The organism is Methylobacterium sp. XJLW (assembly GCF_003254375.1).
Lineage (GTDB): Bacteria > Pseudomonadota > Alphaproteobacteria > Rhizobiales > Beijerinckiaceae > Methylobacterium > Methylobacterium fujisawaense.
The window spans coordinates 2915207-2929555 of sequence record NZ_CP016429.1; the positions used below are offsets into that span (position 1 = coordinate 2915207).

Sequence of the window (14349 nt, forward strand, 5' to 3'; positions counted from 1 at the left end):
GCCGGGTCGGCAACCCGGGACCGCCCGTCAACGGGGCGCCCCGGTCTTGGCCGCGAGCTTCTCGTCGTACCACCACGTCGTCGGGAAGCCGGAGCTGGCATAGAGCGGCAGGATCGCCGGGTGGCCGAACCGGTTCCAGCGCAGCGTCCGCTGCTGGTCGGAGGACCATTGCGGGACGACGTAATCATGCGCCAGGAGCACGCGGTCGAGGGCCCGCGTCGCCGCGATCACGGTGTGCCGGTCCTTGGCGAAGATCACCTTCTCGATCAGGGCGTCGATTCCGGGATCCTTGATGCCGATCAGGTTGCGCGAACCGGGCTTGTCGGCCGCCGCCGAGCCCCAGTACTCGCGCTGCTCGTTGCCCGGCGAGAGCGACTCGCCCCACGACGTCGTGGTGACATCGAAATCGAAGTTGCGGATGCGGTTCTGGTATTGGGCCTGATCGATCACCCGGAGGGTGGCGTCGATGCCGATCAGCTTCAACTGCGCCGAGAACGGCAGGATCACGCGCTCGAACGTGTTCTGGAACTCCAGGAACTCGACGGTCAGCGGCTCGCCGGTCGCCTTGCTGACCATCTTGCCGCTGCGCAGCTCGAAGCCGGCCTCGCGCAGCAGGCCGACGGCCTCCCGCAGGTTCTTGCGCACCGCCTCCGGGCCGTCGTTGACGGGGTTGGCGTAGGGCGTGGTGAAGACGGCAGGCGGGACCTTGTCCCGGACGCTCTCGAGGATCGCCTTCTCCTCGCCCTCCGGTAGGCCCGATGAGGCGAGTTCCGAGCCGAAGAAGTAGGAGTTGATGCGCTTGTACAGGCCGTAGAACAGGGCCTTGTTCATCTCCTCGTAGTTCATCGCGAGGTTGAAGGCCCGGCGGACGCGCGGGTCCTTGAACTTGTCCCGGCGGGTGTTGAACGCGAAGGCCTGCATGATGCCCATGCCGCGCTCGGGGAAGGCCTCCTTGATCAGCCGCCCCTCCTTCACGGCCGGGAAATCCTCGTAGGCGGTCGCCCAGTTCCGGGCGATGTTCTCCACGCGGAAGTCGTAGAGATCGCCTTTCAGCGCCTCGACCAGCACGGTGCCGTCGCGGAAATACTCGTAGCGCTCGGTGTCGAAGTTGTAGCGCCCGGCATTCACCGGCAGGTCCTTGCCCCAGTAGTCGGGGACGCGGGTGTAGGTCGTGGTGCGGCCCGGCTCGAACTTCGCGAGCCGGTAGGGGCCCGAGCCGAGCGGCGGCTCCAGGGTGGTCTCGGTGACGCTGCGCGGCTTGCCGTTGGCGTCCTGGGCGGTCCACCAGTGCTTGGGCAGGACGCGCAGCTGCCCGATCACCTGCGGCAGCTCGCGGTTGCCGGTCTCCGTGAAGGTGAAGGTCACCTCGCGCGGCCCGGTCACCGCGGCCTTGGCCACGGTCTGGTAATAGGCGGCGTAGAACGGGCTGTTGGTCTTCAGCACGTCGAAAGACCAGACCACGTCCTCGGGGGTGATCGGCTTGCCGTCATGCCAGCGGGCGTTTTCGCGCAGCCGGTACGAGACCGAGCCGAGATCGGGGGCGATCCGCACAGCCTCGGCGAGCAGGCCGTAGGAGGTGAACGGCTCGTCCGAGGACTCGGTCATCAGCGAATCGTAGATCTGCTGGATGCCGTTCTCGAGGTCGCCCTTCAGGCCGGCGACGACGATGTTGAAATTGTCGAAGCCGCCCTGGGCCCCGAACCGGACCATCCCGCCCTTGGGCGCGGCCGGGTCGGCATAGTCGAAATGCTTGAAGTCGGGGCCGTATTTCGGCTGGCCCATCAGCGTGATCGCGTGGGTCCACTGGCCGTTGGCGGCCGGCAGGGTGGCCGGCGTCGACGGCATCGCGACCGGTTCCTGCGCGTGGGCCGGACCGAGCTGGAGGCAGGCGAGGAGGAGCGTCGCGGCGAGGAGGCGTCCAGTCACGGTCTGCGCTGTCACGGGCAGGCTGTCTCCGTTGCATCGGGCCCGCGCGGGCGCGGACAACTTGAAAATATCAGGCGGTCATAGGACGCGGGCCGCCATCCGTCGACCATGCGGGGCCGCACGCCGCCCGGCGCGAGCGACGGCCATTCCTCATCCGAAGGCCTGTCACGCCGCCCGGCCCCGTCTGCCCTCGACCAGCCACATGGCGAGCAGGGCGGCCGCCAGGGCGGCCAGCGCCGCGAGGCCGAGTGCCAGGGGATAGACCTCGACGCCGCGGATACTGGCGCTGTCGCTCGGCCGGAAGCCGATCCAGTCGCTGCCCGCGAGGCGACCGCCGCGCACCAGGGCGAGGCGCGGCACCTGGATGCCGCCGCCGGCCTCGGCGACCCGGCGCACCGAGCCGCTCGATCCGTCGGCCACGGCCTTCAGGCGGTCGGTGTCGCTGAACACGTCGGCGAGTTCGCGCGGATTGGCCGGGCCGACGCTGACGAAGGCAACGAGGTTTCCCGAGCGCAGCGTGTGCAGCCCCAGTGTTTCCGCATCGAAGGTCGCAGTGAACAGACCCGGTTCACCGGGCTTCAAGGTGAGGGTCGTCACCTTGCCCGTGGGACCGGTAACGGTCACTGGCTCGGCCTGATCCGCCATGGTCTGGCGCTCCACCCGGACCTCGCGGCCGCGTCCGGTGGTCTGCGCGCGCAGCGCCTCCTCCTCCAGGGCCGGCTCCTTCATGAGCCAGTGGCCGAGGCGGCGCAGCAGATCCAGATACGGCCCGCCCTCCTGGTAGCCCCGGGCCCAGAGCCAGGCGTGGTCGGACAGGAGCAGGGCGACCCGGCCCTTGTCCTCGCGCGAGAGGGCGAGCAGCGGCAGCCCCTCGGCCCCCGACAGGATCGGCTGGATGCCGGGGCGGGTGCGCGCCTCCACGATGCGCAGCCAGTCGCCCCAGGCGGGCGGGTTCGCATCCGAGCCCGGCAGGGCGCGGGTCACCGGGTGGCGCTGGCCGACCTGCGTCGGCGTCGCCTTGTAGGGCTTCTCGACCACGCGCCCGTCCGGGTCGCCCGGCAGGATCCCGGCCAGCCGGGTGCGCGCCAGGCTCGCCGGTCCGGCGAATTCGGGCCCGGCCGCGATGAGGAGCGCGCCGCCCTCGCGGACGTAGCGGACGATGTTGTCGAAATAGGCCTGCGGCAGCACGCTCTGATTGGCGTAGCGGTCGAAGATGATCAGGTCGAAGTCCTTGATCTTCTGGACGAACAGCTCGCGCGTCGGGAAGGCGATCAGGGAGAGTTCCGAGATCGGCGTGCCGTCCTGCTTCTCCGGAGGGCGCAGGATGGTGAAGTGGACGAGGTCGACATTGGCGTCCGACTTCAGGAGGTTGCGCCATGTGCGCTCGCCCTGGTGCGGCTCGCCGGAGACGAGGAGCACCCTGAGCTTCTCGCGGATCCCCTCGATGGGCAGGACCGCGCGGTTGTTCACCGTGGTCAGCTCGCCCGGCAGCGGCTCGACCTCGATCTCGACGACGTTCGGGCCGCCATGCTCGATGCGCAGGTTGAGGGAGAACGGCTTGTCGGTGGCGACGTCCCGCCGGCCGATCTCCTCGCCGTCGCGGCGCACGGTGACGACGGCGTGGCCGGTCCCGCCGCGCTCCATGACCTCGGCGCGGATCGTCAGATCCTTGCCGACGATGCCGAAGCGGGGCGCCTCCAGGAGCTTGATCTGCCGGTCGCGCTCGTCCGGATGACCGGTGACGAGGACGTGGAGCGGCGCCTTGATGCCGAGCTGCGCCAGGGAGGCGGGAATGTCGTGCACCACGCCGTCGGTGAGCATCACGATCCCGGCCAGGCGTTCCGGCGGCACGTCGGCGAGGGCCTGGCTCAGGGCCGTGAACAGCTTGGTGCCGTCATCGCCGTCCTTGGAATCCGGCACGTCGATGAAGCGGGGCTCGATGTCAGCGAGCGCACCGAACCGGCGCTGCAACTCGGCACGGACCGCGTCGGTCATCTGCGGCCGGTCGCCCAGGGCCTGGGATCCGGACCGGTCGACCACGATGGCGGCGACGTCCTTCACGGGCTCCCGGTCCTCGCGCACCAGCGCCGGGTTGGTGAGCGCTGCCAGAACGAGAGCGAGGACGAGCACGCGCAGCAGAGCGGTCCGGCCCCGGGCCAGGACGGCGAACACCGCCAGGACGATGACGATGAGGCCCAGGACGGCGATCGCCGGCCAGGGCAGGAGCGGGGTGAAGCTGAGGCTCAGCATGATGGTCCGGCCTCCGGGATGCTTATGCGGGACGAGGCGGTCGACCGATCAAATCCCCTCATCCTGAGGCGCCGCGTCGGCGGCCTCGAAGGAGGGCTCCAGGGATCGCCGAGACCTCTGGAGGGCTCCTTCGAGGCGCCCGCTGCGCGGCCGCACCTCAGGACGAGGACGATGGATGGGAGCACGCGCGGCCTTGGGAACGTCGCGACGGTCGTCACTGCCCCAACCGCTCCAGCAGCGCGGGCACATGGACCTGATCCGCCTTGTAGTTGCCGGTGAGCGTGTACATCACGATGTTCACGCCGCCCCGGAACGCCATCTCGCGCTGGCGCTGGTCACCGCCCACGACGGGATAGAGCGGCTCGCCCCGACGCCCCACCGCCCAGGCGGCGGCGAGGTCGTTGCTCGTGATGATGATCGGGCTCACGCCGTCGCCGGCCCGGGCGGGACGGCGTTCGACGCCATCGGCGGCCGGTGGCAGAGCCTCCACCCAGGTCTGGCCGGTGGCGTAGCGACCCGGAAAGCTGTCCACCAGGTAGAACGCCTTGGTCAGCACGTGGTCGAGGGGCACCGGCTCCAGCTCCGGGACCTCGAGCGTCGCCAGCATCTTGCGGAGATACGCGGCCTCCGGGGTGGGCGGACCGCCAGGACGGGCGGTGAGCCCGTCCCGGGTGTCGAATAGGACGGTCCCGCCGTTGCGCATGAACGCGTCGATCTTGCGGATCGCCACGTCCGAGGGCTGCGGCCGGTTCGGGGCGATCGGCCAGTAGATCAGCGGGTAGAAGGCCAACTCGTCCTTGGCCGGATCGATGCCGGCGGGCTCACCCGGCTCCAGGGCGGAGCGCGCGGCGAGCATTTGGGTCAGCCCGGTGAGGCCGGTCCGGCTCGCCTCGTCGACGGCGGCGTCGCCCGTGATCACGTAGGCGAGGCGCGTGACCAGTGCCGATTCGACGCCGTTCGGCCGGTTGGCCGGCGGCTCCTCGGCCTGGGCAGGGCGCACTGGCAGGGCGGCGAGCAGGAGCAGGGCGCCGAGAGCCAGAGCGGCCGGCCGCGCGCGGAGGCGAGCCGCCAGGCCGCCGCGACGCAGGAAGCCGCCGAGCCACAGGCCCGCCAGGGTGTCGAGGGCCAGCAGAAGCAGCGCCAAGGTGAACAGGCTCGGTCGCAGGTCCAGGGTCTCGGCGCCCGCCAGGGATCCGAACCGGGCGCCGTCGAGGGCTGCGGCGTCGAGGGGCTTCAACCGATCATCCGGTTTCAGGGCGTTCACACTGATGCCTCCGTCCGGCGGGCCGTAGAAGCCCGGCGGATGCTCAAGGGTCGCCCGGTCGGCGTAGTCGGCCGACACCGCGGTGGCCGAAGCCGGCGGCGAGCCCAATGCGCCGAACCCGTCGAGGGTCACCCGCGGGGCGAGCACCGGCGCGGTGGCCCGGGAAGGATCCCCCTGCACCGGCGCCGAGGCGCCAGCCAACGCCACGACGCGTCGGAGCATGTCGATGAACAGGCCCGAGAGTGGAAGGTTCGACCACGTCGTGTCGGCGGTGACGTGGAACAGCACGATCGTGCCCTGGCCGCGCTTCTGCGCGGTGACGATCGGGGTGCCGTCCTGGAGGGAGGCCCAGGTCCGGTTCGGCAGGTCGCCGTCCGGCTCGGCCAGGATCTGGCGGCGCACGCCGATATCGGCCGGCGGCGTCAGGCCCGCGAAGGGGCTCTCGGGCGGGAACGGCGCCAAGGTCTTGGGGCTGTCCCACGAGAGGGTGCCGCCGAGCGTCCGGCCGCCCCGGCGCAACCGCACCGGCACCAGCGGATCGTTGCCGGCAGCGAGCCGCGGGCCGGCGAAGCGCAGCAGCATCCCGCCCTCCTTCACGAAGCTCTCGATCCGGGCGGTGGTCTTCTCGTCCAGCGCGCCGACATCGGCCAGAACGAGGACCGAGACCTGATTGTCGAGGAGCTGGTTGATCGACTCGGCGATCCCCTTGGCGCCCCGCGGCTCCTGAACGTCCGCGAAGGGCTGGAGCGCCCGGGACAGGTAGTAGGTCGGCGCCAGCAGGGGCTGTGCCTGGTCGAGGGTGCCGCCGAAGACGAGGCCGACCCGGCGCCGCTTGCCGCGCTCGTCCTGCAGCACCACCGCGCCGGCCGAGCGCTCGCCCGCGATCTCAAGCCGGCTGATGCTGTTGCGCAGCTCCACCGGCAGCTCGAAGGTCGCGTCCGCCTCGATGGCGTCGGCCGCGAAGGCGAAGTCGCGCTCGGCGAGCGGCAGGCCCTTCTGGTCGAGCGCCCGGATCAAACCGGTATCGCGCCCGTTCGGCGCGGCCCGCAGGGCGTGCGTGACGAGCTTGCCGGCGTTCTCGGTGGCGGTGAGGGCCAGGGCCGGCGGCCTGTCGGCGCGCAGCACCGTGAGGGCGGCGCCCTTGTCGCCGGCGAGATCGGCGAGACCCTTTGCGAAGCGCGTATCGTTCGCGCCGGCGACACCGTCGCTGATCCAGACGAGGGCGGCACCCCGGTTCTTGTCCAGGAACGTCTCGATCGTGGCGAGATGCGCGTCGCGGGCGGGGAGGATCGGGCGCGGCGCCAGGGCGCGCAGACGCTCCAGGGCGGCGGCCGGCGTCTTCGCCTCGAAGGCCGATGGCGCGTCGGCGAGCCCGATCACCGCCACCGGACGGCCGTCACGGGCCGCGCCCTCCACGGCGTCGGTGGCGACGCGCAGCCGGTCGCGCCAGTCGTGGGCGGCGGGGAAGCCGTTGTCGAGGAGCACGAGGAGGGCGCTGCGGCCGCCACCGGCCCCGATGCCCCCGGCATTCCAGACCGGGCCGGCCACCGCCAGGATCAGGGCGGCAGCGATCAGAAGCCGGAGGATCAGCAGCCAGGGCGGCGTCCGCGCCGGGGTCTGCCGCTGCGGCATCAGGTCCGCGACGAGCTTCAGCGGCGGGAAATTGATCCGCCGCGGGCGCGGCGGGGTCACCCGCAGCAGGAACCACAGGGCCGGCAGGCCGATCAGGGCGGCGAGCGCCAGCGGGGCGGCGAAGGTCAGACCCAGCATGGCCACCTCACTCCGTGCCGCGGGCGGCGATCAGCGTGGCGAGCCGCAGGGCCGCCTCGCTCGCCGGCCGGTCCGTCCGATGGATCGTCAGCGTCCAGCCCTGGCCGCGGGTGATCGCCGAAAGGGCGGCCCGGTGCTCGGCGATCCGGGCGCGGTAACGCGCCCCCCAGGCATCGGCGTCGCCGATATCGAGGCTGAGACCGCCCTCCAGATCGTGCAGGACCGCCTGCCCGGTGAAGGGGAAGGTCTCCTCGATCGGGTCCACCACCATCAGGAGATGGCCGCGGCTGCCGCGGCCGGCGAGGTTCTGCACGGCGGCGGCGATCCGGTCCGGCGCGGTCAGAAAGTCGCCGATGAGCACCACCTCGTCGAAGCGGGCGGGATTGGCCCGGGGCGGCAGGTCCTGGGTGAGGCCCGCAGGGTCGGCCACCAGCGCCTGGGCCAGACGCTCGACGATCCCCCGCGACGCGCTTGCACGGGTCAACCCGAGGAGGCCCACCCGCTCGCCGCCTTCGACGAAGGCGTCCGCCAGGGCCAGACCGAGGACCAGAGCCCGCTCGATCTTGGACGCCGACGCGAGATCCGAAACGAAGCCCATCGAGGCCGAGCGGTCGATCCACAGCCAGATGTTGTGGGCGGCCTCCCATTCCCGTTCGCGCACGTAGAGCCGGTCGTCCCGGGCCGAGCGGCGCCAGTCGACTCGGGCGGCGGCCTCGCCGGTGACGAAGGGGCGGAACTGCCAGAAGCTTTCGCCCGGCCCGGCCCGGCGGCGGCCGTGGAGGCCGTGGGCGAGCAGGCTCGACACGCGCCGCGCCTCCAGGACGAGGCGGGGCAACTTGTCGGAGAGGGCGGCCGCGCCCTCGCTCTCGCGCCGGCCGGGGGTGCGCCTGCCCGCGTCGAGGGCGTTCGTCGCCACCATCGTCAGCGCAGTCCTTCGGCGGGGTTCCGCGCTGATGACGGCTTTGGACCACGCATGTTCTTCACGTTCGCCGGCATCCGCCTCACTCGATACTGCCGAAGGCTCAGAGCTTCTCCGCAAGCTTGGCGATCAGGCCCTCGATGGTCTCGCCGTCGGCGCGGGCGGTGTAGCTCAGCGCCATGCGGTGCTTGAGCACCGGCTCGGCCAGCGCCTTCACGTCGGCCACGGAGGGCGCGACCCGGCCCTCGATCAGGGCCCGGGCGCGGGCGGCGAGCGTCAGGGCCTGGCTGGCGCGGGGGCCCGGCCCCCAGAGGAGCTTGTCCTTCACCAGGGCGTCGCCGCTATCCGGCCGGGCCGCGCGGACGAGGTCGAGGATCGCCTCGACCACGGCCTCCCCCACGGGCAGCCGGCGCACGAGGCGCTGGGCGGTGAGCAGCTGCTCGGTGGACATCACCGCGCGCGGCCGCGCCTCGTCGACGCCGGTGGTCTCGATCAGGATCCGCCGCTCGGCGGCGCGGTCGGGATAGCCGACGTCGATCTCCAGAAGGAAGCGGTCGAGCTGCGCCTCGGGCAGGGGGTAGGTGCCCTCCTGCTCGATCGGGTTCTGCGTCGCCAGCACGTGGAACGGCCGCGGCAGGTCGTGGCGGGCGCCCGCCACCGAGACGTGGCCCTCCTGCATGGCCTGGAGCAGGGCCGACTGCGTGCGCGGGCTCGCCCGGTTGATCTCGTCGGCCATCAGGAGCTGCGTGAAGACCGGCCCCTGCACGAACCGGAAGGCGCGGCGACGCTCGGCATCCTCCTCCAGGATCTCGGTGCCGAGGATGTCGGAGGGCATCAGGTCCGGGGTGAACTGCACGCGCCGCGCGTCGAGGCCCAGCACGGTGCCGAGCGTCTCCACGAGCTTGGTCTTGGCCAATCCCGGCAGGCCCACCAGCAGCCCGTGGCCGCCGGCCAGGATGGTCACGAGGGCGAGATCGACGACCTTCTCCTGGCCGAAGATCACCCCGTGGATCGCCTCGCGGGCCGCGCCGACGGCAGCGAGGCAGCTCTCCGCGGTCGCCACGATGCCGTCGTCGAGGGTCGTGGCCGGGCTGATCCCCTGCGTCATGCCGCTATCCATCTCCTGTCCGGAGCCCCGCGGGACCCCTCTGGCCATTCCGACAAGTGTGGGGCTTCTGGTGCCGGGCTGGCAAGGTCGGGATCGCCGCACGCCATCGTCGCACGATTTTGCCCGGATGATTCGGTCCGCGGCGCCGCTATCGCGGCGTGGACCCGACACCACGACCCGAAGCGAAACCGCCTCCCCGGGCGCAGGTCTTGGCGTCGGCGACCCGGACCTTTAGGAAGGCGCCCAAGCCGGGGCGGTCCTCACCCGCGAGCGCCGGGCCGGCCGAACCCTCTGATGTCTCTCGCGGATCGCGGCGTGGGCAGCTTTGCGGGCTTCCCGCGTATCCGGACCTGACCATGCGCCTTCGAGATGTGTTCGTCGTCGGATCGTCGGAGAAGGCCGGCCTCGCCGGTGCGGCGCAATCCCTCGCGCGCCCGCTGACCCGGCGCCTGAAGCGCCGCCGCCGCAGCGAGCCCCGTCAGGCGGACCTCGTCCGCGCGGTCAAGGAATCCGGCCTGTTCGATCCGGCCTGGTACGCGCGGCGCTATCCCGACGTCGTCGGCGAGGGACTCGATCCCGCGCTCCACTACGCGGTCCATGGCGGCCGCGAGGGCCGCTGGCCGCACCCGCTGTTCCACGGCGATCTCTACCTCGATTCCGTTCCCGGCCTCCGGGCCGAGGGCATCAACCCCCTGCTCCACTATATCGACCGCGGCGCCGCGGCGGGTCTCCGGCCCAACCCCCTGTTCGATCCGGACTGGTACGCGGAGCGCTATCTCGGCGGCGCCGAGCACCGCGCCCGGGCGTTCTCCGATTTCCTGTCCCGGTCCGACACCGACCCGTCGCCGCTGTTCGACACCGCCTGGTACCTGTCCCGCTACCCGGATGCCCGCGCGGCCGGCGGCAACGCCCTCAGCCACTTCTTCGAGACCGGCCGGAAGCAGGGCTACCTGCGCAACCCGGAGGAATTCGCCGGCCTGTCCCGGCATGTCGACCTGATCCGCCGGTCGGGCCTGTTCGACGCGGCGTTCTACCGGGCGCGCTGCCCCGAGGCGGAGACCAGCGGGCTCGATCCGCTGGAGCACTACGTGATGGCCGGCGGCTACCGCCGCTACGCGCCCCATCCGCTGTTCGATCCCGACTGGTACGCGGCGCAATCCGCCGCGGTCCGGGCCGACAGCCTCAACCCCCTGGTCCACTACCTGGAGCACGGCGCCGCCGAGGGGCTCGATCCCGGGCCCTGGTTCGACACGCGCTGGTACGCCGAGACCTACTTGGCGACCCGCGCGGCCGACGACGCGGCCGGGCAGAACCCGCTGGCGCATTTCCTCGCCGATGGCGGGCGCACGACGAGCCCGTCGCCGCGCTTCGACGCGCCCTGGTACCGCGCCCGCTACCCGAAGGTCGCCGCGCTGGGCCTCAACCCGCTGGTCGACTACGTCACCACCGGCCTGGAGGCGGGCCGCCTGACCCGCCGCGTCCCCGGCGCCGCTGTGCCGGAAGCCTCCGACGCGCGCCTCTCTTGCCTGAAGCGCACGGCCCGCCGGCACGGCCGCACGGCCCTGTTCATCACCCACTGCCCCGAGGGGCGGATCCGCGGCCATGTCGAGCCCTACCTGAGGGCCTTCGCGGAGAACGGGACCGACCTCGTCCTGATCATCGCCGCCGACCAGCACAAGAACGCCGTGCCCCAGGCGATCCTGGATCTCTGCGCCTCCGTCTATCTCCGCGAGAACCGCGGCTTCGACTTCGCCGCCTGGGCGCATGTCCTCCTGGAGGACACCGACCTCCTCGATTCCGAGACGCTCTACCTCGCCAACGACAGCCTCGTCGGGCCCCTCGACCGCGCCGACTTCGCCGGCCTGCTCGCCAAGATCGACGCCTTCCCGGAGGCGGTGATCGGGCTCGCCGACAACTTCTACTACAGCCACCACCTCCAGAGCTTCTTCCTGGCCCTGAAGAAGCGCTGCCTGTCCTCCTACGCGTTCAGCCAGTTCCTCCAGGCCGTAGCGAACTGGCCGGACAAGAACGCGGTGATCACCGAGTGCGAGCTGACCTTCTCGGGACGGATGCGCGCTGCCGGCCTCGGCATGCGCAGCCTGTTCTCGGCCCAGAACAAGCACATGTCGCTGGTCAACGACCCGCGCAACAACCGCACCCTGTTCGACTGGGAGAACATGCTGGCCCAGGGCTTCCCGTTCGTGAAGCGCTCGCTGCTGGGCGAGCACGCCGCGATCGGCGGGGCGGCGGTGCGGGAGGCGATCGCCGAGCGCGGCTTCGACCTCGACCGGCTCGACGTGACCTACACGTATCCGGGCGGCAGGGTCTGGGCGGACCTGCGCAAGCCCCAGGCGCCGGAGCGGCCGCTGCGCGTCGCCTTCGTCTCGCCGATGAACTACGCCAACGGGCTCGGCGTCGCGGCCCGCAGCTACGCCCGCGCCCTGCACCGCGCGCCCTTCGCGCTGAACGTCCACCCGATGGAGCGGCCGTTCCACGTCCATGCCCGGGTGGCGCCCGCGTGGCAGGCCCGGACCTTCTCGGGGCCCGCGGACGTCGCGCTGGTGCACTTCAACGGCGACAGCTGGCACTCGCTGATGAGCGACCGGCAGCGGGCGATCGCCGCGGCGGCGCGGCTGAAGATCGGGCTGTTCGTCTGGGAGACCTCCCACGTGCCCGGCGGCTGGCTGCCCACCGTCGACGGGCTCGACGCGATCTGGGCCCCCACGGAGTTCTGCGCGGCGATCTTCCGGCAGATCACCGACATCCCGGTCGACGTCGTGCCCTACGTGGTCGAGAACGAGGCCGGCGAGCCGGCGAGCGCCGCCGCCAAGGCGAACCTGCGCAAGGCCTTCGCTATCGACCCGTCCAAGCGGGTGATCCTCTACGCCTTCGACGGCTCGAGCTATCTCGCCCGCAAGAACCCGCACGCCCTGATCCGGGCCTTCCGGGCGGCCGGGCTCGGGCAGGCGGGCTGGCAACTGGTGCTGAAGACCAAGCACGTCTTCGACCTGCCCGAGGAGGGCAAGAAGCTCCTCGACCTCGTCGGAACGGCGGGCGACGTGGTTGTGATCGACCAGCCGCTCTCCCAGAACGAGCTCGGCGCACTGTTCGACCTCTGCGCGGTCTACGCCTCGTCGCACTCCTCGGAGGGCTTCGGCCTCACGATCGCCGAGGCGATGGAGATGGGCAAGGTCGTGGTCGCCACCGATTACGGCGGCTGCCGCGACTTCCTCGACGCCACCTGCGGCTTCCCCGTGAAGGCGGAGGTCACGGCCCTCGACCAGACCTACGGCCCGTATCTGCGCGGCGCCGAATGGGGCCAGGTGGACGAGGCGGACCTCACCCGGGCCCTCAACGACGCGGCCCGGGCGGTGACCGGCGGCGACGCGGCCCGGATCGGCGCCGCCGCAAGGGCGCGCATCCGCGAGCGGCTGTCCATCGGCGCGGTGGCGACCGCTATGGAGGCGAGCCTGACCCGCCTGCTCGCCGCCGAACGGTCCTGATTCCCCGGAGACGCGACCCGTGTTGAAGAAGAAGCCGGTTCCGGCCCCGTCGGCCTCGTGGGGCACGCTCCCGTGGCCGGACGCGATCCTGCCGCTGCCCCTCGACGCGCAGGTCCGTCCCCTCGACGAGCGCCGGCTCGGCCAGATCGCGGCCGGTCAGATGCCCGCCTGCCGGGCCGTGTTCGTGGCTCCCGCAGCCTCCGAGCTGTGCCCCGACCTCGTGGCGCATCTCACGCGCGCGATGGCCGAGCGGCCCGATATCGGCATCTTCTACGGCGATGACGCCGTGGTGGACGGCGCGGGTCAGGTCCGCAGCGTCCATTGCAAGCCGACCTTCAACCCGGCCCTCCTCATGGCCGACGATTATATCGGCTTCCCGCTCCTCATCCGGGTCTCGGCCCTGGCCGGTCTGAGCCCGGATTTCGGGAAGCGCCACGGCAGCGCCGCGTGGTTCCGCGTCCTGCTCGGCGCGATCTCCGCCGGGATCGGCATCGACCGGATCCCCCAAACGCTGATCGCCTCGCCGCTGCAGCGCCCGAAGGCGACGCGTACGGCCCGCGCCCACGCCCTCGACCGGTGGTTCGACGCGTCCGGCATGCCCCTGCGCGCCGCCCCCGGGCTGACCGCGGACACGCTGGAGATCCGCCGGACCTTCGACGCCCGTCCCAGCGTGACCCTGGTGGTGCCGACCAACCAGAGCCGCCCGAAGGACGATCAGGGCCGCGTCGTGGAGGGCGCCAAGCCGCATGTGATCAACCTGCTCGACAGCCTCGGCCGCAGCACCTACCCGGCCGACAGGATCCGCGTGCTGATCGGCGACGACGTGGCCGACGACGCGATCTATCGCGGACGCTCCGACCGGTTCGCCGTAACCCGCCTGCTGACCACCCGGGCTCCGGGGGAGCGGTTCAACTACGCGGCCAAGATGAACACGCTCTGGCGCGCGGCCGAGACGGATCTGGTCATCCTGATGAACGACGATCTCGTCGTGCGCCGGCCCGGCTGGATCGAGGCGCTCCTGGCCTTCGCGCTGGACCGCGGCGTCGGCGGGGTCGGCGGCCGGCTGCTGTTTCCCACGGGCAAGATCCAGCATGCCGGCATGACCGGCGGCATCTTCGACGTGTTCGCCCACCCCTGGTACAACCGGGACGCGGCCGAGCCGACCTACGGCGACTGGGCCCTGACGCAGCGCGACTGCTCGGCGGTGACCGGCGCGCTCTTCGCCACCCGCAAGGCGGTGCTGGAGGCCGTGAACGGCTTCGACGAGGCCTTCGCCCTCGACTTCAACGACGTCGACCTGTGCCTGAAGATGCGGCAACTCGGCTACCGCATCGTCTACACGCCGTTCGCCGAGATGGCGCATCACGAGAGCGCCTCGCGGCAGACCAGCTTCGCGCCGGGCTCGCAGATCGCACGCTTCCTGCGCCGCTGGGGCGACGTCATCGCGGAGGATCCTGCCTACAGCCCGCAACTGCGCATCGACACCGATGTCGTCGCCCCGCGGGCCGACGCGACGCGATGGATCACGGAGCGCCGGGCCGACGCGGCCTGAGCCGGATCGCACGGGCGGCCCGGGCCGCGTCCGCTCCGGCGCGGGCGCATTAAGGAC

General features: G+C 71.6%; 7 protein-coding genes. 2 read left to right on the forward strand and 5 right to left on the reverse strand.

All coding sequences use genetic code 11. The features are described 5' to 3' along the window. Positions 1-27: 27 nt before the first annotated feature. From A3862_RS13535 to A3862_RS13560, 5 genes are all read right to left on the reverse strand, one after another. On the reverse strand, positions 28-1941 hold the full coding sequence (locus tag A3862_RS13535) for an extracellular solute-binding protein (RefSeq protein ID WP_100794003.1): 1914 nt from the start codon (positions 1939-1941) through the stop codon (positions 28-30). 150 nt (positions 1942-2091) lie between these two features. Beyond that, positions 2092-4176, reverse strand: a complete 2085-nt coding sequence (locus A3862_RS13540; RefSeq protein ID WP_043758954.1) for a membrane protein — start codon at positions 4174-4176, stop codon at positions 2092-2094. A 214-nt stretch (positions 4177-4390) separates the two neighbouring features. Then, positions 4391-7210 carry a DUF4159 domain-containing protein gene (locus A3862_RS13550; RefSeq protein WP_043758951.1) on the reverse strand — a complete coding sequence of 940 codons (2820 nt, stop codon included), beginning with the start codon at positions 7208-7210 and terminating at the stop codon, positions 4391-4393. Positions 7211-7217: 7 nt separating this feature from the next. Next, positions 7218-8129 (reverse strand): DUF58 domain-containing protein, encoded by a 912-nt coding sequence (locus A3862_RS13555; protein WP_043758949.1) that lies wholly within the window; start codon positions 8127-8129, stop codon positions 7218-7220. Between the two features lie 103 nt (positions 8130-8232). Then, a complete protein-coding gene (locus A3862_RS13560) occupies positions 8233-9237 on the reverse strand; it encodes an AAA family ATPase (protein ID WP_043381190.1) in 1005 nt (334 codons plus the stop codon). 356 nt (positions 9238-9593) lie between these two features. On the opposite strand from A3862_RS13560, the gene A3862_RS13565 reads away from it, so the two are divergent. Both A3862_RS13565 and A3862_RS13570 read left to right on the forward strand, forming a co-directional pair. Then, a complete protein-coding gene (locus A3862_RS13565; protein ID WP_043758947.1) occupies positions 9594-12740 on the forward strand; it encodes a rhamnan synthesis F family protein in 3147 nt (1048 codons plus the stop codon). A gap of 19 nt (positions 12741-12759) precedes the next feature. Next, entirely contained in the window at positions 12760-14292 is a 1533-nt protein-coding gene (locus tag A3862_RS13570; protein WP_043758945.1) for a glycosyltransferase family 2 protein, read from the forward strand. The last annotated feature ends 57 nt before the right edge of the window (positions 14293-14349 follow it).